Source organism: Enterobacter sp. NFIX59 (assembly GCF_900113755.1).
Classification (GTDB): Bacteria; Pseudomonadota; Gammaproteobacteria; order Enterobacterales; family Enterobacteriaceae; genus Enterobacter; species Enterobacter pseudoroggenkampii.
Window position 1 is genome coordinate 38,301 of the sequence record NZ_FOQN01000008.1, and the last position, 24,033, is coordinate 62,333.

Genomic DNA, 24,033 nt, shown 5'->3' on the forward strand with positions numbered 1-24,033 from the left:
AACCAACCTTACCTCTGGAGAACTCTGTGATGAATAACGATATTTGTCAGCAGATAGAGAATAGTGCGCACTACAGGGAGCTCGTCGATAAGCGGCAACGGTTTGCCTTCATCCTTTCCATCATCATGCTGATTATCTATGTCGGCTTTATTTTGCTGATCGCCTTTGCCCCACACTGGCTGGGCACCCCGTTGCACGAGGGGACCAGCGTGACGCGCGGCATTCCGATTGGCATTGGCGTGATTGTGATTTCATTCTTGCTGACCGGCGTCTACGTCTGGCGCGCGAACGGTGAATTCGATCGTCTTAATAAAGCGGTACTGCAAGAGGTAAAAGCATCATGAAGCGAGTTCTGACGGCGCTCGCCGCCACACTTCCCTTTGCCGCCCACGCGGCGGATGCCATTACCGGCGAGGTACAGCGCCAGCCGACCAACTGGCAGGCGATTGTGATGTTCCTGATTTTCGTTGTGCTGACGCTGTATATCACTTACTGGGCGTCGAAACGCGTGCGCTCCCGTAACGATTACTACACCGCAGGCGGCAACATTACCGGCTTCCAGAACGGGCTGGCGATTGCGGGTGACTTTATGTCCGCCGCCTCCTTCCTTGGCATCTCTGCGCTGGTCTACACCTCCGGCTATGACGGCCTGATTTACTCTCTCGGCTTCCTCGTCGGCTGGCCGATCATCCTGTTCCTGATTGCCGAGCGCCTGCGCAACCTGGGCCGCTATACCTTCGCCGACGTGGCCTCGTATCGCCTGAAACAGGGGCCGATTCGCACCCTCTCCGCCTGCGGCTCGCTGGTGGTAGTGGCGCTGTACCTGATTGCGCAGATGGTGGGCGCGGGTAAATTGATCCAACTGCTGTTCGGCCTGAACTACCATATCGCGGTGGTGCTGGTTGGCGTACTGATGGTGATGTACGTGCTGTTCGGCGGCATGCTGGCGACGACCTGGGTGCAGATCATCAAAGCCGTGCTGCTGCTGTTCGGCGCCAGCTTTATGGCCTTTATGGTGATGAAGCACGTCGGGTTCAGCTTCAATAACCTGTTTACCGAAGCCATGGCGGTCCACCCGAAAGGGGAAGCAATCATGAGCCCGGGCGGGCTGGTGAAAGACCCGATATCGGCGCTTTCACTGGGTCTCGGACTGATGTTCGGTACCGCGGGTCTGCCGCATATTCTGATGCGCTTCTTCACCGTGAGCGACGCGCGTGAAGCGCGCAAGAGCGTCTTCTACGCCACCGGCTTCATGGGTTACTTCTATATTCTGACCTTTATCATCGGCTTTGGCGCGATCATGCTGGTGGGGGCGAACCCGGCATTTAAAGATGCCGCAGGCGCGCTGATTGGCGGTAACAACATGGCGGCGGTGCACCTGGCGGACGCGGTGGGCGGTAACCTGTTCCTCGGCTTTATCTCTGCCGTGGCTTTCGCCACCATTCTTGCGGTGGTTGCGGGTCTGACGCTGGCCGGGGCGTCGGCGGTCTCGCATGACCTCTACGCCAACGTCTTCCGCAAAGGCGCGAGCGAGCGCGATGAGCTGAAGGTCTCCAAAATCACCGTGCTGGTGCTGGGCGTGGTGGCGATTCTGTTAGGCATTCTGTTCGAGAAGCAAAACATCGCCTTTATGGTGGGGCTGGCCTTCTCCATTGCGGCAAGCTGTAACTTCCCGATCATCCTGCTCTCCATGTACTGGTCGAAACTGACCACCCGTGGCGCGATGATTGGCGGCTGGCTGGGGCTGCTGACGGCGGTGATCCTGATGATTCTGGGCCCGACGATCTGGGTGCAGATCCTCGGTCACGCAAGCGCCATCTTCCCGTATGAATACCCGGCACTGTTCTCCATTGCCGTGGCGTTTATCGGCATCTGGTTCTTCTCGGCCACCGACAATTCGCCGGAGGGTAATCTGGAGCGCGAAAAATTCCGCGCCCAGTTTATTCGTTCACAAACCGGTCTCGGCGTCGAGCAGGGCCGCGCGCACTAAGCCTTTCTCCCCGGCCATTCTGGCCGGGGAGCTTAAAACATCACCCACGCCACCAGCGGTGCAACCAGCACCATCACCACGCCCGACAGCATCATCACCAGGCTCGCGACAACGCCCTCCTGCTGGCCCAGCTCATACGAACGTGCCGTGCCCGCGCCGTGCGACGCCGCGCCGAACCCTGCCCCTTTCGCCATGCCTTCGCGAATGGAAAGCCGCAGAAAGAGCATATCGCCCACCGCCATCCCAAAGACGCCCGTCACCACCACAAACAGCGCCACCAGGTCCGGCTGCCCGCCGAGCGGTTTTGCCGCCGCCAGCGCAAACGGCGTGGTCACCGAGCGCACGGCCAGGCTGCGCTGAATTTCATCGGGCAGCGTAAACAGTCTCGCCAGCCAGACGGAGCTACAGACCGCGACCACCGTGGCGGTGATCACCCCTGCGCTGAGCGACATCCAGTGGCGTTTGATAATCGCCAGGTTGTCGTAAACGGGCACGGCAAAGGCGATGGTCGCCGGGCCGAGCAGCCACAGCAGCCAGTGGGATTCGCCAATGTAGTTCTGCCAGGAAATGTGGCCAAAGACCAGCATCAGCACCAGCAGGATCGGCGTGAAGACCAGCGGCATCAGCGGCAGGGCGTGAAAACGACGATACAGTCGCTTGTTGGCAAAGTAGATCCCGAGCGTCGCAATCAAGCACAAGACGCTGATCTGAAAGTTAGTCATGTTTGTGCCTGCTGATTTCAAAGCGGTAGACTTTATCCACCACCCAGGCGGTCGCCCCCAGCACCATCAACGTACTCAGCGCGATCACCGCAAAGATTCGCCAGCCGTCCACCATCAGCAGCTGCGCATAGTTCACCACCGCCACCACGGCGGGGACAAAGAACAGCAGCATCTCCGCAAGCAGCCAGCGCGCCCCGGCGCGCACCCAGTTAAGGGGGATTACGCGACACAGAATAAGCGTCAGCATCAGCAGCATCCCCACCAGGTTGGCAGGCAGCGGCAGGTGGAGCCAACCGACAAGATATTCGGCAAAAACAAACAGTCCCGCGTAGAGCAGTACCTGAACCGGGACCTGGAGTCGTTGTACAACGGCAGGCGTAACACGGCTTAACGCCACGGCCATGGGGGTTTTCCTCAAAAATGAGACGAGGCGCCAGTATAGTGAGCGCACGGTGTGGACTGAAATGAATTAAAATCATCAAAGGTATAGTTTCGAGGAATAATCATGGACATAAGAACGCTGCGCTATTTTGTCGAAGTGGTTCGTCAGCAAAGTTTTACCCGCGCAGCGGAGAAGTTGTTTGTCACCCAACCCACTATCAGCAAGATGCTGAAAAACCTCGAAGATGAACTGAACTGTACCCTGCTGATCCGCGACGGGCGCAAGCTGCTGCTGACCGACACCGGACGCGTGGTGTTCGAACGCGGGCTGGCGATTCTGGCGGAGTTCCGCCAGCTGGAAGCGGAGCTGGACGATATAAACCATTTGACCAAAGGGGTGCTTCGCCTCGGCATTCCCCCGATGGTCGGCATGATGATGGCCGGGCCGATTAGCCTGTTTCGCCAGCGTTATCCCGGCGTAGAGCTGAAGATTTCGGAGTTTGGTGGGTTAACCGTCCAGCAGGCCGTCACCAACGGCGAGCTCGACGTAGCAATGACCGCCCTCCCCGTTGAGGAAGAGAGCGGCCTGGCGACGCTTCCGCTCTTTAGCCACCCGCTGTGCGTGCTGGTGCCCCGCTCCGGCGACTGGCTGAAGAGGGAGTCGGTGAAGCCTGAACTGCTCGGCGAGCACCCTCTGCTGATCTACAACGAAGACTTCGCCCTCAGCCGCCAGCTGATGACGCTGTTTAACCAGCATAACGTGAAGCCACGCATTGCGGTGCGCAGCGGGCAGTGGGATTTCCTGGCGGCGATGGTGCAGGCAGGCGTGGGGATTGCCATTCTGCCGCAGCCGATTTGCGAGCGTCTGGATAAAAACACGCTGCGCTGGATCCCGCTGGAGAGCGATCTGCACTGGCAGTTAGGGATGATCTGGCGTGAAGGGGTCTATTTGTCGCAGAGCGCGCAGGCGTGGCTGCAGTGTTGTGAGGGGTTTTGGGTGCGGTCTGAATAGTGCCCGGTGGCGCTGCGCTTACCGGGCCTACGTTCGAACCGTAGGCCGGGTAAGGCGAAGCCGCCACCCGGCAAAACAGCGCTACTGATTCTCTATCAACAGCGCTTCCAGCAGGTCCAGATCGTGCAGCAGCTTTTGCAGCGTCTCGTTGCTGATCTGGCGCGTGGCGCGCAGGTGATACAGCTCGGCACGCTCGGAGCGCAGCGCCGCCAGACGGAACCGACGCTCAAGGTTCTCCTCCTGCAGCGAGCTTTCCACGTCGTTACGCCCGTCCGCGCGACGGCGCAAGTTACCAATCACGCGGGAACTCACTTCCGTCAGCAGCTGATTGTCGATGTTCTCTTCCGCATCCGCGGCCAGACGTTCTTCCATTTTCTGGATAGCGACAATCGCCACTTCGGCGGTAGCCGCCCGCGCAATACGCTCCTCTTTATGCTGCTGGGTCGAATCACCGGCATCAATATGCTGGAGTAAAATCGGCAGCATAATCACGCCGACAAACAGTGAGAACAGAATGACGCCCGCTGCCAGGAAGACCAGCTCGTAGCGCGCCGGGAAGACGTCGCCCGTCGGCAGCAGCAGCGGAATGGAGAGGACACCGGCAAGGGTGATCGCCCCGCGTACGCCCGCAAAAGAGGCAATCAGCAGTTCACGCGTTGTCCACGAGCCGAACTCCATCGGCTTTTTCTTCAGGAAACGGACGCTGAAGTTTTTCATCGTCCACAGCCAGCCGAAACGCACCAGCATCAGCGCCAGGTAGATCAGCACGATGTCGGTAAACAGCATCCAGACCTCAACGTTCGGGTCGGCTTCGGCCGCCACCAGCGAGGATTCCATAATGCCCGGCAGCTGCAGGCCCAACAGCAGGAACACCATGCCGTTAAAGACAAACTCCAGCATGGCCCAGGTGCTGTTTGCACGCAGACGCATGGCCAGCGGCGCGCGGCGCATCACGCCGGAGCGGGTAATGGTCATCCCTGCCGCGACCGCGGCCAGAATGCCCGACACGCCGATATGTTCGGCAATCAGATAAGAGGCAAACGGCAGCAGGAACAGCAGTACGATCTGCGTAGCGGGTTCATCGCCGCCCCAGCGGCTGAGGAAGCGCAGCGAGCGGCCGTACAGCCAGCTCACCACGAAGCCCGCGAGAATACCGCCAATCGCCACCTTGAAGAACTCCAGCGTCGCGCCGCCGACGGTAAAGACCATAGTGCCCATCGCAACGGCCACGGCAAACTTCAGGGCAACCAGGCCAGAGGCGTCGTTCATCAGCGCCTCCCCCTGTAAAATCCCCATAATTTTCTTCGGAATACGGCCTTCACCCACAATGCCGGACAGCGCCACGGCATCGGTTGGCGACAGCACGGCGGCCAGCGCAAAAGCCGGTATTAACGGAATGCCCGGTACCGCCCAGTAGATCAGAAAACCAATCCCGACGACGGTGACCACCACCAGCGCCAGCGCCAGGCCGAAGATCTCTCGCCCGTGCTCAAGGAATTCGCGCGTGGGCGTTTTCCAGCCATCGGCAAACAGCAGTGGCGGAATAAACAGCACGAGGAACAGTTCGGGGTCAAATTCCACGTGCAGGCCAAACGTCGGCCACGCCAGCAGCGCGCCGATGGCAATTTGCATTAATGGCAGGGGGACCTGAAAGGGCAGTACGCGTGTAACCACCCCGGATAGCGAGACCACAAGGGTCATGATGAGTATTGTGAAGAAGATTTCCATGCGTTCCCTGTTTGCTGTGTTGCTTATGTACTCCGGAAGGCGTCGTGCCTTTTATTCTATCTTCCCCAGAGTAACGCAAAAGGCAACAGGATGAGTCCTGAAAATAAAAACGGGCGGCCTGAGCCACCCGTTTTCGCATCAAAGGACAACTTAGATTGCCCAGCCGCCCGCGTAGAACGCCACCAGCGCAACGGCGATAATCACGGTGCCGATATTCAGCTTGCGCCACTCACCGGAGACCAGACGACCAATCACCAGCGACGCGAAGCCGATCATAATGCCGGTCACGATGTTACAGGTCAGCACGATGAAGACCGCGGTAATCAGGCCAGACATGGCGTCCACGAAATCTGCAAAGTCGATTTTCGCCACGTTGCTCAGCATCAGCAGGCCAACGTACATCAGCGCTGGCGCAGTCGCATACGCCGGAACCAGATAGGAGAGCGGAGAGAGGAACAGGATCAGCATGAACAGCACGCCGACGGTGATCGCCGTCAGGCCGGTTTTACCGCCTGCCGCCGTCCCCGCTGCGGATTCGATGTACACCGCCGCAGGTGCCGCACCCACCAGGCCAGAGAAGACGCTGCTCAGGGAGTCAGTGGTCAGCGCTTTGCCGCCATCAATAATCTGACCGTCTTTATCCAGCAGGTTCGCCTGACCGGCCACCGCGCGGATGGTACCGGTCGCGTCAAACACCGCGGTCATCACCAGCGCCAGCACGCTTGGCAGGATCACCGGGTTCAGCGCGCCGACAATATCCAGGCTGCCAATCAGGGAGTTGCCTTTGTCATCGCTCAGCGACGGCATGGCGAAAATGCCGGAGAAATGGACGTTCGGATCGAAAATCAGGCCAACAATGGAAACGCCGATAATGGTCAGCAGAATGCCGCCCGGGACTTTCAGTTTTTCCAGACCGATAATCACCGCCAGACCGATCAGCGACATAATCACCGGGAAGCTGGCGAAGTGGCCCAGCGCCACCGGCAGACCGTCCAGCGGGTTCTTGATGACCAGACCGACGCCGTTGGCGGCGATCAGCAGCAGGAACAGGCCGATGCCGATACCGGTACCGTGCGCCACACCCTGCGGCAGGTTGCGCAAAATCCAGCTACGGATGCCGGTCGCTGAAATCACGGTAAACAGCACACCCATCAGGAACACGGCACCCAGCGCAACCGGTACGCTGATGTGCTGGCCCAGCACCAGGCTGAACGCGGTAAACGCGGTCAGAGAGATGGCGCAACCAATCGCCAGCGGCAGGTTCGCCCACAGGCCCATCACGATGGAGCCTACGCCGGCCACAAGGCAGGTTGCCACAAAGACAGCCGCTGGCGGGAAGCCCGCTTTGCCCAGCATGCCCGGCACAACGATGACGGAGTAAACCATCGCCAGAAACGTTGTCAAACCAGCAACGATCTCCTGGCGCACGGTGCTGCCGCGAGCCGAAATTTTAAACATGGCGTCAAGTGAACCGCCAGTACGCGCAGATGGCGTAGACATAGAAAACATCCCCTGAGAGTTTTTTAGGAAGTCCGTAAGCGAGGTGGAGACGCCGCTGCCAGCTAAACGTCAAATCCTTGTGTTGCGTTTGCGACGAAAGGGCGTCACAAAAAAAGCAAACGTTTAGCTCCGCGCTTACAAACGGGTGGTCAAATTAAGGCAAACGATTATCTAGCGTAATCCCCGCCCTTTTCAACTGAACTTTATTGTTTTTCGCTAAAATTCACTTATGACGCTGAAGAAATAAACAGAGGATGCGCAAACGTTATCGTCTATGCGCAATTTGTTTACATTTCAATCCTCCCCCGGAATGGATAACGGCCCCCCTTGTGCCAGGGTTCGTTGCCAGCCAGGGCTGTTTTCAACCTTCGTTTTCCATGCCTGACTATGCGGCAGGTTATTAATACCGCCGCGCGCCAGCAGGGCAAAGATCGGGAAGCTCATCTGGATGTCGGCCATGCTGAGCGAATCCCCGGCAAACCAGCTGTTTTTAGCAAGATGCGACTCAATAAAGCGTGCATGGGTTTCCAGCTGGCGGTTGAGGTACGCTTTCTGCACCCCCTGCCCCAGCGCTTTCCCCAGGGTTCGGATACCAAACGGCACGGGCGGCTTGCCGAGGCTGTTGAAGACCAGCTTCATTAACAGCAGCGGCATCAGCGATCCTTCCGCGTAGTGCAGCCAGAAGCGGTACTGCACCTTATGCGCCGGATCTAAAGGCTTAAGCCGCGACTCGGCATCGTACGTCTCCTGCAGATACTCCAGAATGGCGCCTGACTCTGCGAGGATCAGTCCGTTATCTGCGATAACCGGTGATTTGCCCAACGGATGCACCTTTTTGAGCGCCTCAGGTGCCAGCATGTTCTTTTCACGCTGATAGTGAACGATCTCATAAGGCAGGCCGAGTTCTTCCAGCGCCCAGATCACGCGGTGCGAGCGCGACTGGTTTAGGTGGTGTACCGTGAGCATGGCTTTCTCCTGTTATTCATACTTTTTAACTATAGAAAATTGAACAACACCGCGAAAAAAATTCGGCTAAAAACCGGTCAGCGTCGCTGGCGAAAAAACGGGCCTTGCATAGAATTAAAGTGTCAGCACAATCCGGAACCTCCCCAACCAGCTCGACACGAGGGGTGCTGATGTCGGGGGAAACCCTCCCGTGAACCAGCGGGATAGAGTGAAAGACAAAGACCGGGAAAAACTAAAGCGCCCTTATGTGGCGCTTTAGTTCTTTATATGCTTTTTGCCGCGCAATCTCAGTCCTCTTCCAGCAACCGTGCCCCCGTCCCCTGCTCGCCCAGCTTGTCCCCGGGGTTACGCAACGGACAATCGCTCCGCGACAGGCAGCCGCAGCCAATGCAGCCATCCAGTTCGTCACGCAGCGCGACCAGCGTATGGATACGCCTGTCCAGCTCTTCGCGCCACTGGGATGACAGCTCTTTCCACTCTTTCGGGCTCAGCGTGTGCCCTTCCGGCAGCACCCCAAAGGCCTCGCCGATCGTGGCCAGGGGAATTCCGATTCGTTGCGCAATTTTGATAATCGCTACGTAGCGGAGCACATCGCGGGTATAGCGGCGCTGGTTTCCTCCGTTACGGATACTCTTGATTAACCCTTTGCTTTCATAGAAGTGGAGCGCCGACACGGCAACGCCGCTTCGCTTTGCCACTTCGCCGGGGGTTAAAAGCGCTTTAATTCGCGGCAATCTCTTTTCCATAAAACCTCTTTACCTCAAGTTAACTTGAGGAATTATACTCCCCCGCAGAGAAAACGACGAATTAACCGAGATAGTTGTATCTACAGAGGGGCAACCTTATGTCGCATCAGCAGATTATTCAGACGCTTATTGAATGGATTGATGACCATATCGACCAACCGTTGAACATCGATGTGGTCGCTAAGAAGTCGGGCTATTCGAAATGGTATTTACAGAGAATGTTCCGCACGGTCATGCATCAGACCCTGGGTGAGTACATTCGCCAGCGCAGACTGCTGCTGGCGGCGCAGGCGCTACGCTCAACGCAGCGGCCGATTTTTGATATCGCGATGGATCTTGGCTATGTGTCGCAACAAACCTTTTCCCGCGTGTTTCGCCGCGAGTTTGACCGCACGCCGAGCGACTATCGCCACCAGTTGAATTAATGAATATCAGTGCAAAGGTTGCTGCTGCCAGGTCATAAATTCCTGGGGCGGCATCGCTTTCGCGAAGTGCCATCCCTGACAAAACTGGACGCCGCGCTTCAACAGCCAGCTTACCTGCTCTGCCGTCTCTACCCCTTCCGCAATGGTTTTCAGCCGCAGGCTTTGCGCCATCTCGATAATATGCTCGGCGATCAGGTGGCTGGTACTGTTGGTCGTTAAGGTATCGATAAACGATTTATCGATTTTCAGGATATCCACGTTCAGCGAGTAGAGGTTGTGCAGGTTCGAGTAACCGGTACCAAAATCATCAATCGCGACTTCATAACCCGCCTGACGGAAAGCCTGTATCACCGGCGTGGTTTTTGGCACATCGATAAAACCGCGTTCCGTCACTTCTATTTTGATTTGCTGCGCACGGACGGCGTAGTGGCGAGCCTTCTCGGAAATCATGGCGATCAGCCGCGAGGAGTGGAAATCCGTGGCCGACAGGTTAATCGAAATATAGAGATGGGGATGCTCGGCCAGGAAATGACCCAGATCGCTGAACACCTCTTCAACGACATAGTCTGTGATCCGCTCGCTCATCCCCTCATTTTCCGCCAGCGGAATAAACTCCGCCGGACTCATCACCTGCCCGTTAAAACCAGGCCAGCGTAACAACGCCTCCGCGCCCACGCACCGGTTGTTCTTGATATCAATAATCGGCTGATAGTGCACGCAAAGCTGTCGTTTGGTCAGTGCCCGGTGCAGTAAGCGCCCCGGCGAATTGAGCTCACGATGTGTACGGGACCATACCAGCAAAATAATAATGCTGCAGATCATGCCCAGCGGCAGCGTCAACGTCGCCTGGTGATAAAGCGTTTCATAAAAGCGTTTATTCGATGTCGATACAATGGCCGCAATCGGTCTTTTGGGGGAACTAACGATCGTATAAAAGCGGTTATCTTTTTGAAATACCGATTCCTTATCCCGAATCATCGAATTTAATAAAGAAACATTGGCTTTCTGGCTGACGGAAAAGAAAGCATTGGTTACCGTGTCGTACACTCCCCATGAGAGAGAATGATCCGCGGACATGACTTCGCTGTATGAAAGTGGATTGACGACGACCACATAATTTCCGCGCTGCATATATGTCATTTTATAACCAGTATAAAATGGGGTGTCGCGATAATAATAGATAGCGACGTCAGGTTTACGCGTGTAATTAGCGACAGGAATAGCGTAGGGACGATCCGGTGTAAAAACGGTCGAACAAAGAAAATTCTGACCTTGAGCGTAAATTAAATCGGCGACAAACAGCCGGCCACGAACAACGTTCAGCATATATTGACGATGTCCCGGCGTGCAAAGCTCGCCCTGATATTTTTCAGCCTCGTCCCGGGCCAGATCAACCTGTTGAATAACCAGTTCTGTTTTGTCTAAAGCCAGTTCAGCAAATGTCCGTAGCTGGGCGCTTGTTTCAGATACGGCTCGTAGCTGGGCAAACCATAGCGCAAGCATCACAGGCAGCATAACTACCATGATGATCCCTACCACCCTGAGCATTTTGCGCCGCGCGCTACGATTCATTTCCCGCCCTATATCCCTGCATGTTGTACGCCTGTAGTAATGAAGGCCGGATGCTTTGTTAAACAGGTGATTACGTTGCATGAATCATGCGAAGTTAGCAACTGACTTTTCGTATTAAAAATCTTAAATTTCGTTATGACGATAATATTTTCCCGTAAGCTAAACTGTAAGTATTCGTTCCGTTTCAATTAAGGAAAATAATTATCCAGCCTGCAAGGGCGGTGGGAAGATAACACAACAGACGATTGTTGATTAAGCCAAACTTGTAACAGCGCGAAAAATCATAACCTCGACATGGCATTTTATGCTATTTGTTCGGGCGTATTTTGTTCGTTGATTTATAAATAATCAGCTGCCACCACCGTTTTTCCTCGCCCCGAATGCTTGGCCTCATATAATGCTTTATCGGCACGCCTCAGCAAGACTGAAGTATCCCGCTGTCCTCCGTTTACTTCCACAACCCCGGCACTAAATGACAGCGACAGTTTTCTCTCCCCCACGGCTAGCGGGTTGGTTTGCAGAAAGGTGCGCAACCTGGCGGATAATTGCGCAGCGCCATTGCCGTTTGTTTGCGCCAGCAAGAGCAAAAACTCTTCTCCTCCCACGCGCCCTAATGCCGAATCTGAAGGAGATAACTCACGGATCGCGTTACAAAAGTGAAGGAGCGCCGCATCACCCACCGGGTGCCCCCACTCATCGTTGATCTGTTTGAAGAAATCCAGGTCAAACATCAGGACGCAAAAATGGCTGTTAACCTCCTGCCGGGCACTGGCCGCCAGCGCAAGCTCAAGCTGCTGCAAAATCGCCGAACGGTTAAAGCAGCCGGTGAGATCGTCAGTAGTGGCTTTTACCTGCAGCTGCTGCTCGGCTTTTTTCCGCTCGGTGATATCCAGCCCAATATTGAGGATAGAGTTGTCCGGCAACAGAATGTTGGACCACAGCACCGTCAGCGGGGTCCCGTCTTTGCGTAGCGGATGCCACTCATACATATCCTTCAGCGGCGAGACATTGACCGACTCTCTTACCCGCCGTCGCTCTTCAGGGTCAGGATAAAACAGCGAAAGCGGATCGGCATGTTCCGCGATCTCCGCCATCGTCCAGCCGAATACTTTTTCACATTCGGCATTCCACAGCACGCAGCGGTTAAATTTGTCGAAAGAGTTCATTAAAACCGGGGCGCGTTCAAAAAGCGTCTTATATTGCGTCACGACACGCTGCATTTCCTGGGCAGTTTTCTCCCGGGCAATAATTTCCGCGAAATAGTCTTTTAATTTTTCGACCAGCACCACGACGATATTTTTCAGAATTGGCAGAGAAGAGAGTCGTTCATCAAACGCTAAAAAGAAATAGCCGCTGCAGTGCCAGTTATGGGTTGAAAGTTTGCACAGGACACCGCTATGCAACTGCGCATAGCCCGGGTGCTGAGGAGGAAATAACGCACGGCCAATATTCTCTTTCCAGTAGACCACCCGCCATGAACGATGATGCCGCTGGAGCAGGGTGTCCGCCAGGAAATCGGCCACTTCGAAGGGATGGCAGGTCATCTCCCCGGCGCATACCACGCGCTGTAGCCCGTCATCACCATTAACGCTTACCCAGGCAAGACTTGCGCCCAGCGCGCGACTGATGGTCGTCAGCATGTCGGTCAGAGAACATTGAGCATGAAGCTGAGGCATCAGCTTAGCCAGCGCATGCAACGCTTGCATGCTGTCATTAACAATCTCACGTCGGTTTTCTTTCATTTTTTTCGCTGATTATCAGGCGATAAACCGGACGCAACTTTCTTCAGATTCGAAAAATCGACAAACCAACGCACAGGCTGAATCTCAGCGTAGCGAATTAAAAACAACGTTGTGTGTAATTAAAAACGTACAAAGAAATAAAAAAATAATTAAATTCAAAAACCTGAAAGGTTAGCTGCGAGTAAAATTAATTGTCCACTCAAGCATAAGCCATAGGGTTATTGCTGTAAACATTGTACAGTGAGCATCCTTTTGCATCAGTTTTGCTATCTTAATGAATTCATTATAAAGAGTGCGGGAACTGGAGAACTTAGCCAGCAAAGATATATTTTCACTCAGGCGCCCATTGATTCTCGGCAACTATGAATCACCCGTTTTTCATCACCCCGGGACTGGCGAATAAAACAGCAAACGTGATATAGTTCACACATATAGTGTAACGAAAAAATCTGTTTCATTCAGTTCGTCTGTTTTGTTGAGGATGGGTTTTATGGCAACCATTACTACCAGCATGGTTCTCCTGCGCTGGCCTTTGTTGAGTGCGGTACTGATGTTTTTGGCCAGCACGCTGAACATTCAGTTTCGTAAATCTGACTATGCGGGTCTTGCTGTCATCAGCACCCTGCTGGGGCTGGGTGCTGCCTGCTGGTTTGCAACGGGTCTGCTTGGCATTACCCTGCTGGATATCGCCGCCGTCTGGGAAAATATTAAAGTGGTGATGGTTGAGGCGATGAGCCACACGCCGCCAGACTGGCCGATGGTCATTACCTGATCCCTTCATCAATAAAAAACCCAGACGATGGTCTGGGTTTTTTGTTTTAAGTACGCGGAAATCAGAACGGAATGTCGTCGTCGAAATCCATTGGCGGTTCGTTAGACGGCGCCGGAGCAGACTGCTGCTGCGGACGAGACTGCGCGCCACCGCTGAACTGGTTGCCGCCCTGTGGCTGCTGAGGCTGGCCCCAACCGCCCTGCTGCTGGCTCTGACCGCCACCTGCCGGTGCACCGCCGCCCTGACGGCCACCCAGCATCTGCATGGTACCGCCCACGTTAACCACGACTTCAGTGGTGTACTTCTCAGCACCGGACTGATCGGTCCATTTGCGGGTACGCAGCTGGCCTTCGATATAGACCTGAGAACCTTTACGCAGATACTCACCGGCCACTTCGGCCAGTTTGCCAAACAGCACAACGCGGTGCCATTCGGTCTGCTCTTTCATCTCACCGGTCGCTTTATCACGCCAGGATTCGGAAGTAGCCAGCGTAATGTTGGCAACTGCGCCACCACTCGGCATGTAGCGTACTTCCGGGTCCTGGCCCAGATTACCGACGAGAATCACCTTGTTTACGCCTCTGCTGGCCATGTTCGTGTCTCCTGAATACGTTTCTTAATAGTGTAAACGCGCGAGTGTACCATTTCCATGCTGCACTTTGATAGTTGCGTAGCACGTTCCAGAGTTCTCCCGCAACTCGACATTGTTACACAGCGAATCAGAAAATGCATTCCAATACTGTATATTCAAACAGGTTAAATTGTGTCATAATTAGCCGTTTCTGACAGCCGTTTGTCCTTCAAACAAATCAGGCAATCCGTGTTCCAACCGGGAAAGGTGAATGGATAAGATCGAAGTTCGGGGCGCCCGCACCCACAATCTCAAGAATATCAACCTCATAATCCCTCGCGACAAACTCATTGTCGTGACCGGGCTTTCGGGGTCTGGCAAATCCTCACTGGCTTTCGACACCCTGTATGCCGAAGGACAGCGTCGTTACGTTGAATCACTCTCTGCGTACGCGCGTCAGTTCCTGTCGCTGATGGAAAAACCGGATGTTGACCATATTGAAGGGTTGTCCCCTGCTATCTCTATTGAGCAGAAGTCCACCTCGCATAACCCGCGTTCAACGGTCGGTACCATTACCGAAATTCATGACTACCTGCGTCTGCTGTATGCCCGCGTGGGTGAGCCGCGCTGCCCGGACCACGACGTCCCGCTGGCGGCCCAGACCGTCAGCCAGATGGTGGATAACGTGCTGTCGCAGCCGGAAGGCAAACGCCTGATGCTGCTTGCGCCAATCATCAAAGAGCGTAAGGGCGAACACACCAAGACGCTGGAAAACCTGGCAAGCCAGGGCTATATCCGCGCCCGTATCGACGGTGAAGTGTGCGACCTGTCCGATCCGCCCAAGCTGGAGCTGCAGAAGAAGCACACCATCGAAGTGGTGATTGACCGCTTCAAGGTGCGTGACGATCTCGCCACGCGTCTGGCGGAATCCTTTGAAACGGCGCTGGAACTCTCTGGCGGCACGGCCGTGGTCTCCGACATGGACGACCCGAAAGCGGAAGAGCTGCTCTTCTCCGCCAACTTTGCCTGCCCGATTTGCGGTTACAGCATGCGCGAGCTTGAACCGCGCCTGTTCTCCTTTAACAACCCGGCGGGCGCGTGCCCGACGTGTGACGGCCTGGGCGTCCAGCAATATTTCGACCCGGACCGCGTGATCCAGAACCCGGAGCTGTCGCTGGCGGGTGGGGCCATTCGCGGCTGGGACAAGCGTAACTTCTACTACTTCCAGATGCTGAAATCGCTGGCAGAGCACTACAAGTTCGACGTCGAAGCGCCGTGGGCCAGCCTGAGCCCGAACGTGCACAAAGTGATTCTGTTCGGTTCTGGCAAAGAGAACATTGAGTTCAAGTACATGAACGATCGCGGCGATACCTCCGTGCGTCGTCACCCGTTCGAAGGGGTGCTGCACAATATGGAGCGCCGCTACAAAGAGACCGAATCCAGCGCGGTACGCGAAGAGCTGGCGAAGTTCATCAGCAACCGCTCCTGCGCCACCTGCGAGGGCACGCGCCTGCGTCGTGAAGCGCGCCACGTGTTTGTGGAAAACACGGCGCTGCCGACCATCTCAGACATGAGCATCGGCCACGCGATGGACTTCTTCAATAACCTGAAGCTCTCCGGCCAGCGCGCGAAAATCGCCGAAAAAGTGCTGAAAGAGATCGGCGATCGCCTGAAGTTCCTGGTGAACGTCGGCCTGAACTACCTGACGCTTTCCCGCTCGGCGGAAACGCTCTCCGGCGGTGAGGCTCAGCGTATCCGTCTGGCCAGCCAGATTGGCGCGGGCTTAGTCGGCGTGATGTACGTACTGGACGAGCCGTCCATCGGCCTGCACCAGCGCGACAACGAGCGCCTGCTCGGCACCCTGATCCACCTGCGCAATCTCGGCAACACGGTGATCGTTGTGGAGCACGACGAAGATGCCATCCGCGCCGCAGACCACGTGATCGATATTGGTCCGGGCGCAGGCGTGCACGGCGGTCAGGTCGTTGCAGAAGGGACGCTGAAGGACATTATGGCGGTACCCGAGTCACTGACCGGTCAGTACATGAGCGGCAAGCGCAAGATTGAAGTGCCAAAACAGCGCGTAGCGGCAGATCCGGAAAAAGTGCTGAAGCTGACCGGCGCGCGCGGCAACAACCTGAAAGACGTCACCCTGACGCTGCCGGTTGGCCTGTTTACCTGCATCACCGGCGTGTCCGGTTCCGGTAAATCGACGCTGATCAACGATACGCTGTTCCCGATTGCGCAGACGGCGCTGAACGGCGCGACGCTGGCCGAGCCTGCACCGTACCGCGACATCCAGGGGCTGGAGCATTTCGATAAGGTTATCGATATCGACCAGAGCCCGATTGGCCGTACCCCGCGCTCTAACCCGGCGACCTATACCGGCGTCTTCACGCCCGTACGTGAACTGTTTGCCGGTGTGCCTGAAGCGCGCTCCCGCGGCTATACGCCAGGACGTTTCAGCTTTAACGTGCGCGGCGGCCGCTGCGAAGCGTGCCAGGGCGATGGCGTGATCAAGGTTGAGATGCACTTCCTGCCGGATATCTACGTGCCGTGCGACCAGTGCAAAGGCAAACGCTATAACCGCGAAACGCTGGAGATTAAGTACAAAGGCAAGACCATCCACGAAGTGCTGGACATGACCATCGAAGAGGCGCGCGAATTCTTTGACGCCGTCCCTGCGCTGGCGCGTAAGCTGCAGACGCTGATGGACGTCGGCCTGACCTACATTCGTCTGGGACAGTCCGCCACTACGCTGTCCGGCGGTGAAGCGCAGCGCGTGAAGCTGGCGCGCGAGCTGTCAAAACGCGGTACCGGTCAGACGCTCTACATTCTGGATGAGCCAACCACCGGCCTGCACTTTGCTGACATCCAGCAGCTGCTCGAGGTTCTGCATCAGCTGCGCGATCAGGGCAACACCATCGTGGTCATCGAACATAACCTGGACGTGATTAAAACCGCGGACTGGATTGTCGATCTCGGCCCGGAAGGCGGCAGCGGCGGCGGTGAAATTCTTGTCTCCGGTACGCCAGAGACCGTTGCAGAGTGCGAAGCCTCGCACACCGCGCGCTTCCTTAAACCGTTGCTGTAGTTGTCACACGGAGAGTTGCTGTCGGGTGGTTTCCGGCAGCAGCTCAACCGCCTGCTGATAGGAGGCGTCCACCAGGTAGTAAATTTGTGAGCCTGGAATCGATCCATCCAGATAGACGGTGCTCCAGTGCGCCTTATTGAGGTGCTTGCTCGGCCTCACGTCATCATGCTGCTGACGCAGCAAATCCGCCAGTTCAGGGCTGGTTTTCAGCGACGCCGCCGGACGGCCTTCTACCTCTTTCACCATCGCAAACAGCACATCACCTACCTTAATCTGCGTGGCTTTCCAGTCGCTGTGGACGCTCTGCTCCGCGCCGGGCTTGCTCATGCAGTACTGAAGTATCTCCGAAATTGTCATCTTTATTCCCCTTGTAGCGTGGCGATAATTTTACGCGAACCACCGTGAATACGATGCTCACCCAGCCAGATCCCCTGCCACGTTCCCAACAGCAGCCGCCCGTTGTGGACCGGCAGCATCAGCGATACGCCCAGCAAAGAGGATTTAATATGCGAAGGCATGTCGTCCGCCCCCTCATAGTCATGCTCATAAGGCGCGTTGTCCGGGACGCTATTCAGAAAATGGTGCTCCATGTCGGACCGGACGGTGGGATCGCAATTTTCATTAAGCGTGAGAGAGGCGGACGTGTGCTGAAGCAGCAGATGCAGTAAACCCGTTCTGACGCGCGACAGGTCGCGGAGTTGCCCGATGACTTCATCCGTCACCAGGTGAAATCCGCGTGGTTTTGCGCTTAAGGTCAGGGTCTGTTGGTACCACATGTGCTGCTCCGTGATGAAAGATGAATCTTTCTAAGTGTGCAGCAAGAAGACGAAAGGTAAAACCCGCAGCAGCGAGATTTGATTAAAAAAGAGTCAAACCCGCCGCCGGGTACTTAATACTCCGAATTGACAATCACCTCTTCGCCAAACTTTCCGGCCATCGGCAGCGGTCGATACGTGGAGTTAGAGGCACGTAACACCCTGATCCCTCTGGCACCCACGTCATGCGCGGCGGTAATGTCGTTATCTGAATCGCCGTAGAATACTTTGATATTTTTCTTTTCCAGCCACTGGGTTTTGGTGTTTTGCCCTTCTTTGTCACCGGCAAAAATTACCGGATTCATGCTGGCCGCCGGGATCTGGAAATCATCCTGCAGCGTTTTAGAGACGGTTTCCGTTTTGGTCTGGCTGCGGCCGGTCACAAAATAAATGCTGTCACCGCGCTTCACGTGCATGGCAATAAGCGCACGGGCAACCTCTTTCGGGATGCTGAATTCGTCCCAGCCGTTATTCATTTTTTCCCAAAATTCGGGGTTCTTCAGATACGCTTCGCTGTCTGGTGAATACGTTTTCTTACCGCGCCAGAAGCCGGGGCTTGAGAACAGCACTGTATCGTCAATGTCAAAACCTACGGCCATTGGCGCACGGCCCATAAGGCTGTTTTCGATTTGGGCCACGGAAACCCAGTGAATGGGCGCCTGCTCGGCGAGAATGGCGGCGGTGGTGCCGGTATAAAGCGGCGTCGGGGCAGAAGCTCGCGCGACGACGGCGCTATTAAGCGAGAACAATAAGCAGGCGGCGCTGAGCGCCAGTGTGATCTTGCGCATATTTTCCCCTGAATATTCAGTTTGTTATCGTTTTAATTTGAGCGGATGGTCAAAAAACTATCCGACCATAACCCCAGCGGGAGGTGAAGGGAAGGAGTTTTTGCTTATGAAGGGGAATAAAAAGAAGACGATCACAAAAGCCGGGCAACGTTTTTGTGCAGCCTGATGCCCTCACCCCGACCCTCTCCCACGGGGAGAGGGTGAGTTGGTAAGTACTTACATTACAGCAGCAAACGCCTGCGCCACGCGATGAACGTTGCTGGCATTCAGACCCGCCACGCACATACGGCCGCTGGCGATCAGGTAGACGCCGAACTCTTCGCGCAGGCGATCGACCTGGGCCGCACTCAGTCCGGTATAGCTGAACATCCCGCGCTGCTTGAGCAGATAGTCGAAGTTATGTCCCGGCACGGCCTCTTTCAGGACGTTAACCAGCTCCTGACGCATCGTCTGAATGCGCTGACGCATGGCTTCCACTTCCGCAAGCCAGGACGCTTTCAGCTTTTCGTCACCGAGCACCGTCGCTACCACCTGCGCACCAAAGTTCGGCGGGCTGGAGTAAATGCGACGCACCGTCGCCTTAAGCTGGCCGAGCACGCGACCTGCCGCTTCGGCGTCTTCACACACCACGGACAGACCGCCAACGCGTTCACCGTACAGGGAGAAGATTTTAGAGAAGGAGTTGCTGACCAGCGCTGGCAGCCCGGCGCTGGCTACGGCGCGAATGGCATAGGCATCTTCTTCCATGCCCGCGCCAAAGCCCTGGTAGGCAATATCGAGGAACGGGATCAGGTTGCGAGCCTTCAGTACCTCGATCACCGCATCCCACTGGGCATTGGTGAGATCCGCACCGGTCGGGTTATGGCAGCACGGATGCAGCAGCACAATGCTGCGCTCCGGCAGGGTGTTCAGTTTTTCCAGCAGCGCTTCAACGCGCACGCCGTTAGTTTCGCTGTCAAACCATGGATAGGTCGCCACTTTGAAGCCTGCGCCCTCGAAGATCGCAACGTGGTTTTCCCACGTCGGGTCACTGACCCACACGCCTGAATCCGGGAAGTATTTTTTCAGGAAGTCTGCACCCACTTTCAGCGCCCCCGAGCCGCCCAGCGTCTGGATGGTCGCCACGCGTTTTTGCGCGAGCACCGCGTGATCGGCACCAAAAAGCAGCGGCGCAATGGTGCTGCGGTAGGTATTTAACCCTTCCATCGGCAGATAGAGCGACGCGCCGTGTGGAACAGCGTTCAGACGCGCTTCAGCTTCGGCAACGGCCTGCAGCTGAGGAATAAAACCCTCGTGGTTGTAATACAAACCGATGCTAAGGTTCACCTTGTCGCTGCGAGGATCTTCTTTGAAACGCTCCATTAAGGAGAGAATTGGGTCGCCGGCATAGGCGTCAACTTTCTGAAACACGCGATGATTCTCCGGAATTCGATGAGGCAGGGATTTCAACAATAAACCGGAAGTGGGAGAAGGTCGAGAGGATGTTAATAAAGTTGGAGCGAGGATAAAAACCTCACTCCATTGGCGGTTCAATCAATGTACTTCATCGCTACCCGCGAGGTCAGACGCGTGATAAGTTCGTAAGCACTTACTTTCGTGATTTCAGCAATGCGTTCAACAGGCAGCCCTTCCCCCCACATCACAACATCATCACCAGGCTTATCCTGGGCTTCAGGCCCCAGATCAACACAAATCATATCCATCGCCACGCGACCGACAATCTTCACTTCGCGACCGTTGACCAGAACCGGCGTACCCGTTGGAGCTGCGCGGGGATAGCCATCACCATAGCCCATCGCCACCACGCCAAGACGGGTATCACGCTCGCTGGTCCAGGTACCGCCGTAGCCCACCGGCTCCCCCGCTTTATGGTCTCGCACGGCAATCAGGTTAGAGACCAGCGACATAACCGGCCGGAAGCCAAAGTCCGACCCCCAGGGTTTGTTCTCCAGCGGCGACACGCCGTAGAGAATGATGCCCGGTCGCGCCCAGTCGAAATGCGACTGCGGCCACAGCAGAATACCGCCGGATGCCGCAATCGAGCGCATCCCCGGCTTGCCTTCGCAGAAGGTATTAAAGATATCCAGCTGCCGCTCGGTCGCACCGCACTCGGGCTCATCGGCGCGGGCGAAATGGCTGACGATATTCACCGGTTGGCGCACGTTTTTGCACCGGCATAAACGCTGATAGAACGCTTCCGCGCTCTCCGGACGCACGCCCAGACGGTGCATGCCCGTGTCGAGCTTCATCCACACGGTCACCGGCTCGCTCAGCTCGGCGGTTTCAAGTGCGGCCAGCTGTTCTTCGTTGTGCACTGCCGTATGCAGATGCTGGTCAGCAATGGTCGGCAAATCTGTGGCTTCGAAAAAGCCTTCGAGGAGCAGAATCGGTTGGGTAATCCCCCCCGCGCGCAGGCGAAGGGCTTCTTCAAGACGGGCGACGCCAAAGGCGTCGGCATCGGGGAGCGTTCGCGCGGTCTCAAGAAGACCGTGTCCGTAAGCGTTCGCTTTCACGACTGCAACGAGCTTGCTGGCGGGTGCCAGTTCTCGCAGACGTTGCAGGTTGTGTCGCAGAGCGCGGCGGTTAATGACAACAGTTGCCGCTTGCATTTGAATTCCTTAGAAATTACTCATCATCATATTGAGGACCGGCATAGTTGTCGAAACGCGACCACTGTCCGTTAAAGGTCAGACGCACCGTCCCGATAGGGCCGTTACGTTGTTTACCAATAATAATTTCGGCGATCCCTTTCAGGTCGCTGTTCTCGTGATAAACCTCATCACGGTAGATGAACATGATTAAGTCGGCATCCTGCTCGATGGAGCCGGATTCACGCAGGTCGGAGTTGACTGGGCGCTTGTCGGCACGTTGTTCCAGGGAGCGGTTCAGCTGCGACAGCGCTACCACCGGCACGTGCAGCTCTTTGGCTAACGCCTTGAGCGAGCGGGAAATTTCGGCAATTTCCAGCGTACGGTTGTCTGAAAGCGACGGGACGCGCATCAGCTGAAGGTAGTCGATCATGATAAGGCCGATACCGCCGTGTTCACGGGCGATACGGCGCGCGCGGGAGCGAACTTCCGTCGGCGTCAGGCCGGAAGAGTCATCGATATAGATGTTACGTTTTTCCAGCAGAATGCCCATGGTGCCGGAGATGCGCGCCCAGTCCTCATCGTCGAGCTGACCGGTACGGATGCGGGTCTGATCCACGCGCGACAGCGATGCCAGTGAGCGCATCATGATCTGCTCGGAGGGCATCTCAAGACTGAAGATCAGTACCGGTTTATCCTGCAACATCGCCGCGTTTTCGACGAGGTTCATCGCAAAAGTGGTTTTACCCATCGACGGACGCGCGGCGACGATAATCAAATCCGACGGCTGCAGGCCGGCGGTTTTCTTGTTCAAATCGTCATAGCCGGTGTTCACGCCGGTGACGCCATCGTGCGGCTGCTGGAACAGCTGTTCGATACGGGCCACGGTGGCGTCGAGGACATCGGCGATGTTTTTTGGGCCTTCGTCTTTATTGGCGCGGCTTTCGGCGATTTTAAAGACGCGTGACTCAGCGAGGTCGAGCAGGTCTTCGCTGGTGCGGCCCTGCGGATCAAAACCGGCTTCGGCGATCTCATTCGCCACCGAGATCATCTCGCGAACGACGGCACGTTCGCGCACGATATCGGCATAAGCGCTGATGTTCGCCGCACTAGGCGTGTTTTTTGACAGTTCCGCCAGATAGGCAAATCCGCCGCAGCTGTCGAGTTGCCCAAGACGCTCCAGCGATTCCGCGAGCGTAATCAGGTCGATCGGGCTGCCCGACTCCTGCAGACGCGCCATTTCGGTAAAGATGTGGCGGTGCGGACGGGTGTAGAAATCTTCCGCCACGACGCGCTCGGCGACGTCGTCCCAGCGTTCGTTATCCAGCATTAAACCGCCCAACACCGACTGTTCCGCTTCAATCGAGTGCGGCGGGACTTTTAACCCTGCGACCTGGAAATCACGCTCGCGAGGTTCAGTCTGTTTGTTGAAGGGTTTGTTTCCTGCCATAGTGAATGGAGTTACCGAGATAAAGAGTGGGTCGAAAGATTACCATATTTTTCTTACGGAGGGAGCATGGCAACGCGCATTGAATTCCAGAAACACGGTGGGCCAGACGTACTGAAAGCGGTGGAGTTCACCCCCACCGCGCCTGGCGAAAACGAAGTGCAGGTTGAAAACAAAGCCATCGGCATAAACTATATCGACACCTATATTCGCGGCGGGCTCTACCCGCCTCCGTCGATGCCGAGCGGACTGGGCACCGAGGCAGCCGGTGTCGTCATCAAAGTGGGCAGCGCGGTTAAGCATATTAAAGAGGGTGACCGCGTGGTATATGCTCAGTCTGCGCTGGGCGCTTACAGCTCCGTCCACAACGTCCCGGCGGATAAAGCCGCCCTGCTGCCTAACGCCATCTCCTTTGAGCAGGCGGCAGCCTCGTTCCTGAAAGGTTTAACCGTTTACTACCTGCTGCGCAAAACCTATGAAATTAAACCCGACGAGCAGTTCCTGTTTCATGCCGCAGCGGGTGGCGTCGGGCTCATCGCCTGTCAGTGGGCAAAAGCACTGGGCGCGAAGCTGATCGGCACCGTCGGAAATGCACAAAAAGCGCAGCGCGCGCTGCAGGCGGGCGCCTGGCAGGTGATTAACTACCGTGAAGAGAGTATTGTTGAGCGGCTGAAGGAGATCACCAGCGGCAAAAAAGTGCGCGTGGTGTATGACTCGGTAGGGAAAGACACCTGGGAAGCCTCGCTGGACTGCCTGCAGCGCCGTGGTCTGATGGTAAGCTTCGGGAATGCGTCAGGCGCGGTGACCGGCGTTAACCTGGGCATCCTGAACCAGAAAGGTTCTCTGTATGTGACTCGCCCTTCCCTGCAAGGATACATCACCAACCGGGAAGAACTTGAGGAAGCCAGCAACGAGCTGTTCTCGCTGATCGCCAGCGGCGTCATTAAGGTGGATGTGGCAGAGGCGCAGAAATACCCGCTAACCGATGCGCAGCGCGCGCATGAGGTGCTGGAGAGCCGGGCGACGCAGGGGTCGAGTTTGTTGATTCCCTGAGCCCCAAAAAGAAATTGGGCTTCCCGTGGGAAGCCCTTTCTTTTTTTAGTTCGGCTGTATGTAGGGTACAGCTCGATGAATTCGTTATCGGCAGTCATAGTGACAGATTCGATAAGTAAAT

At 56.1% G+C, this 24,033-nt stretch carries 22 protein-coding genes; 7 read left to right on the top strand and 15 right to left on the bottom strand.

Annotation, left to right across the window (positions count from 1 at the left end; genetic code table 11):
• Window positions 1-29 precede the first annotated feature (29 nt).
• Window positions 30-344, top strand: a complete 315-nt coding sequence (locus BM007_RS20540) for a DUF485 domain-containing protein (protein ID WP_024906733.1) — start codon at window positions 30-32, stop codon at window positions 342-344.
• The gene (gene actP / locus BM007_RS20545; RefSeq protein WP_024906732.1) at window positions 341-1,990 is read left to right on the top strand and encodes a cation/acetate symporter ActP; all 1,650 of its coding nucleotides are present in this window, start codon (window positions 341-343) and stop codon (window positions 1,988-1,990) included. Before BM007_RS20540 ends, actP begins: the two co-directional genes overlap by 4 nt.
• A gap of 32 nt (window positions 1,991-2,022) precedes the next feature.
• Here actP and BM007_RS20550 read toward each other — a convergent pair whose 3' ends face one another.
• Window positions 2,023-2,712 (bottom strand): LrgB family protein, encoded by a 690-nt coding sequence (locus BM007_RS20550; protein WP_024906731.1) that lies wholly within the window; start codon window positions 2,710-2,712, stop codon window positions 2,023-2,025.
• Entirely contained in the window at window positions 2,705-3,115 is a 411-nt protein-coding gene (locus BM007_RS20555) for a CidA/LrgA family protein (protein WP_021242769.1), read from the bottom strand. The genes BM007_RS20550 and BM007_RS20555 overlap by 8 nt, the downstream gene beginning before the upstream one ends.
• A 102-nt stretch (window positions 3,116-3,217) precedes the next feature.
• Between BM007_RS20555 and BM007_RS20560 the strand changes: the two genes are divergently transcribed.
• Complete coding sequence (locus BM007_RS20560) at window positions 3,218-4,105, top strand: LysR family transcriptional regulator (RefSeq protein ID WP_024906729.1); 888 nt, start codon at window positions 3,218-3,220, stop codon at window positions 4,103-4,105.
• A gap of 81 nt (window positions 4,106-4,186) precedes the next feature.
• Here the strand turns inward: BM007_RS20560 and BM007_RS20565 are convergent, their stop codons facing one another.
• The 4 genes from BM007_RS20565 to soxR form a co-directional block, all read right to left on the bottom strand.
• Entirely contained in the window at window positions 4,187-5,833 is a 1,647-nt protein-coding gene (locus BM007_RS20565; protein ID WP_024906728.1) for a Na+/H+ antiporter, read from the bottom strand.
• A 150-nt stretch (window positions 5,834-5,983) separates the two neighbouring features.
• Window positions 5,984-7,333: a guanine/hypoxanthine transporter GhxP gene (gene ghxP, locus BM007_RS20575; protein ID WP_032650612.1), complete on the bottom strand. Its 1,350-nt coding sequence runs from the start codon at window positions 7,331-7,333 to the stop codon at window positions 5,984-5,986.
• Between the two features lie 294 nt (window positions 7,334-7,627).
• The gene (locus BM007_RS20580) at window positions 7,628-8,299 is read right to left on the bottom strand and encodes a glutathione S-transferase family protein (RefSeq protein ID WP_090420749.1); all 672 of its coding nucleotides are present in this window, start codon (window positions 8,297-8,299) and stop codon (window positions 7,628-7,630) included.
• Window positions 8,300-8,586: 287 nt separating this feature from the next.
• Window positions 8,587-9,045 carry a redox-sensitive transcriptional activator SoxR gene (gene soxR, locus BM007_RS20585; RefSeq protein WP_008503388.1) on the bottom strand — a complete coding sequence of 153 codons (459 nt, stop codon included), beginning with the start codon at window positions 9,043-9,045 and terminating at the stop codon, window positions 8,587-8,589.
• A gap of 98 nt (window positions 9,046-9,143) precedes the next feature.
• Between soxR and soxS the strand changes: the two genes are divergently transcribed.
• Window positions 9,144-9,470, top strand: coding sequence for a superoxide response transcriptional regulator SoxS (gene soxS / locus BM007_RS20590; RefSeq protein ID WP_008503387.1), 327 nt, complete (start codon window positions 9,144-9,146; stop codon window positions 9,468-9,470).
• 6 nt (window positions 9,471-9,476) lie between these two features.
• On the opposite strand, the gene BM007_RS20595 is transcribed toward soxS, so the two are convergent.
• Both BM007_RS20595 and BM007_RS20600 read right to left on the bottom strand, forming a co-directional pair.
• Window positions 9,477-11,042: an EAL domain-containing protein gene (locus BM007_RS20595; RefSeq protein WP_048989829.1), complete on the bottom strand. Its 1,566-nt coding sequence runs from the start codon at window positions 11,040-11,042 to the stop codon at window positions 9,477-9,479.
• A gap of 338 nt (window positions 11,043-11,380) precedes the next feature.
• A complete protein-coding gene (locus tag BM007_RS20600) occupies window positions 11,381-12,784 on the bottom strand; it encodes a sensor domain-containing diguanylate cyclase (RefSeq protein WP_090420752.1) in 1,404 nt (467 codons plus the stop codon).
• Window positions 12,785-13,274: 490 nt separating this feature from the next.
• Here BM007_RS20600 and BM007_RS20605 point away from each other — a divergent pair, with 490 nt between their 5' ends.
• Complete coding sequence (locus BM007_RS20605) at window positions 13,275-13,556, top strand: YjcB family protein (protein ID WP_008503385.1); 282 nt, start codon at window positions 13,275-13,277, stop codon at window positions 13,554-13,556.
• A gap of 61 nt (window positions 13,557-13,617) precedes the next feature.
• Here BM007_RS20605 and ssb1 read toward each other — a convergent pair whose 3' ends face one another.
• A complete protein-coding gene (gene ssb1 / locus BM007_RS20610) occupies window positions 13,618-14,148 on the bottom strand; it encodes a single-stranded DNA-binding protein SSB1 (protein ID WP_023310055.1) in 531 nt (176 codons plus the stop codon).
• A 250-nt stretch (window positions 14,149-14,398) separates the two neighbouring features.
• Between ssb1 and uvrA the strand changes: the two genes are divergently transcribed.
• Entirely contained in the window at window positions 14,399-17,221 is a 2,823-nt protein-coding gene (uvrA, locus tag BM007_RS20615; protein WP_024906722.1) for an excinuclease ABC subunit UvrA, read from the top strand.
• Between the two features lie 3 nt (window positions 17,222-17,224).
• Here the strand turns inward: uvrA and BM007_RS20620 are convergent, their stop codons facing one another.
• The 6 genes from BM007_RS20620 to dnaB form a co-directional block, all read right to left on the bottom strand.
• The gene (locus tag BM007_RS20620) at window positions 17,225-17,578 is read right to left on the bottom strand and encodes an MmcQ/YjbR family DNA-binding protein (RefSeq protein ID WP_023310053.1); all 354 of its coding nucleotides are present in this window, start codon (window positions 17,576-17,578) and stop codon (window positions 17,225-17,227) included.
• Window positions 17,579-17,580: 2 nt separating this feature from the next.
• Window positions 17,581-17,997 carry a secondary thiamine-phosphate synthase enzyme YjbQ gene (locus tag BM007_RS20625; RefSeq protein ID WP_090420754.1) on the bottom strand — a complete coding sequence of 139 codons (417 nt, stop codon included), beginning with the start codon at window positions 17,995-17,997 and terminating at the stop codon, window positions 17,581-17,583.
• A gap of 113 nt (window positions 17,998-18,110) precedes the next feature.
• Window positions 18,111-18,824 carry an acid phosphatase AphA gene (aphA, locus tag BM007_RS20630; RefSeq protein ID WP_023334178.1) on the bottom strand — a complete coding sequence of 238 codons (714 nt, stop codon included), beginning with the start codon at window positions 18,822-18,824 and terminating at the stop codon, window positions 18,111-18,113.
• Window positions 18,825-19,040: 216 nt separating this feature from the next.
• Complete coding sequence (gene tyrB / locus BM007_RS20635; RefSeq protein WP_090420758.1) at window positions 19,041-20,234, bottom strand: aromatic amino acid transaminase; 1,194 nt, start codon at window positions 20,232-20,234, stop codon at window positions 19,041-19,043.
• 119 nt (window positions 20,235-20,353) lie between these two features.
• On the bottom strand, window positions 20,354-21,433 hold the full coding sequence (gene alr, locus BM007_RS20640; RefSeq protein ID WP_090420761.1) for an alanine racemase: 1,080 nt from the start codon (window positions 21,431-21,433) through the stop codon (window positions 20,354-20,356).
• Window positions 21,434-21,449: 16 nt separating this feature from the next.
• The gene (gene dnaB, locus BM007_RS20645) at window positions 21,450-22,862 is read right to left on the bottom strand and encodes a replicative DNA helicase (protein ID WP_023310046.1); all 1,413 of its coding nucleotides are present in this window, start codon (window positions 22,860-22,862) and stop codon (window positions 21,450-21,452) included.
• Between the two features lie 66 nt (window positions 22,863-22,928).
• On the opposite strand from dnaB, the gene BM007_RS20650 reads away from it, so the two are divergent.
• On the top strand, window positions 22,929-23,912 hold the full coding sequence (locus BM007_RS20650) for a quinone oxidoreductase (protein ID WP_090420764.1): 984 nt from the start codon (window positions 22,929-22,931) through the stop codon (window positions 23,910-23,912).
• Window positions 23,913-24,033: the final 121 nt, after the last annotated feature.

Excerpts from the sequence above, each read along its gene's own strand:
- actP (WP_024906732.1), top strand. The coding sequence starts at position 341 with ATGAAGCGAGTTCTGACGGCGCTCGCCGCCACACTTCCCTTTGCCGCC.
- alr (WP_090420761.1), bottom strand. The coding sequence starts at position 21,433 with ATGCAAGCGGCAACTGTTGTCATTAACCGCCGCGCTCTGCGACACAAC.
- BM007_RS20540 (WP_024906733.1), top strand. The coding sequence starts at position 30 with ATGAATAACGATATTTGTCAGCAGATAGAGAATAGTGCGCACTACAGG.
- BM007_RS20550 (WP_024906731.1), bottom strand. The coding sequence starts at position 2,712 with ATGACTAACTTTCAGATCAGCGTCTTGTGCTTGATTGCGACGCTCGGG.
- dnaB (WP_023310046.1), bottom strand. The coding sequence starts at position 22,862 with ATGGCAGGAAACAAACCCTTCAACAAACAGACTGAACCTCGCGAGCGT.
- BM007_RS20580 (WP_090420749.1), bottom strand. The coding sequence starts at position 8,299 with ATGCTCACGGTACACCACCTAAACCAGTCGCGCTCGCACCGCGTGATC.
- BM007_RS20595 (WP_048989829.1), bottom strand. The coding sequence starts at position 11,042 with ATGAATCGTAGCGCGCGGCGCAAAATGCTCAGGGTGGTAGGGATCATC.
- ghxP (WP_032650612.1), bottom strand. The coding sequence starts at position 7,333 with ATGTCTACGCCATCTGCGCGTACTGGCGGTTCACTTGACGCCATGTTT.
- ssb1 (WP_023310055.1), bottom strand. The coding sequence starts at position 14,148 with ATGGCCAGCAGAGGCGTAAACAAGGTGATTCTCGTCGGTAATCTGGGC.
- BM007_RS20620 (WP_023310053.1), bottom strand. The coding sequence starts at position 17,578 with ATGACAATTTCGGAGATACTTCAGTACTGCATGAGCAAGCCCGGCGCG.
- BM007_RS20625 (WP_090420754.1), bottom strand. The coding sequence starts at position 17,997 with ATGTGGTACCAACAGACCCTGACCTTAAGCGCAAAACCACGCGGATTT.
- aphA (WP_023334178.1), bottom strand. The coding sequence starts at position 18,824 with ATGCGCAAGATCACACTGGCGCTCAGCGCCGCCTGCTTATTGTTCTCG.
- BM007_RS20560 (WP_024906729.1), top strand. The coding sequence starts at position 3,218 with ATGGACATAAGAACGCTGCGCTATTTTGTCGAAGTGGTTCGTCAGCAA.
- uvrA (WP_024906722.1), top strand. The coding sequence starts at position 14,399 with ATGGATAAGATCGAAGTTCGGGGCGCCCGCACCCACAATCTCAAGAAT.
- BM007_RS20605 (WP_008503385.1), top strand. The coding sequence starts at position 13,275 with ATGGCAACCATTACTACCAGCATGGTTCTCCTGCGCTGGCCTTTGTTG.
- BM007_RS20600 (WP_090420752.1), bottom strand. The coding sequence starts at position 12,784 with ATGAAAGAAAACCGACGTGAGATTGTTAATGACAGCATGCAAGCGTTG.
- soxS (WP_008503387.1), top strand. The coding sequence starts at position 9,144 with ATGTCGCATCAGCAGATTATTCAGACGCTTATTGAATGGATTGATGAC.
- soxR (WP_008503388.1), bottom strand. The coding sequence starts at position 9,045 with ATGGAAAAGAGATTGCCGCGAATTAAAGCGCTTTTAACCCCCGGCGAA.
- BM007_RS20555 (WP_021242769.1), bottom strand. The coding sequence starts at position 3,115 with ATGGCCGTGGCGTTAAGCCGTGTTACGCCTGCCGTTGTACAACGACTC.
- BM007_RS20650 (WP_090420764.1), top strand. The coding sequence starts at position 22,929 with ATGGCAACGCGCATTGAATTCCAGAAACACGGTGGGCCAGACGTACTG.
- BM007_RS20565 (WP_024906728.1), bottom strand. The coding sequence starts at position 5,833 with ATGGAAATCTTCTTCACAATACTCATCATGACCCTTGTGGTCTCGCTA.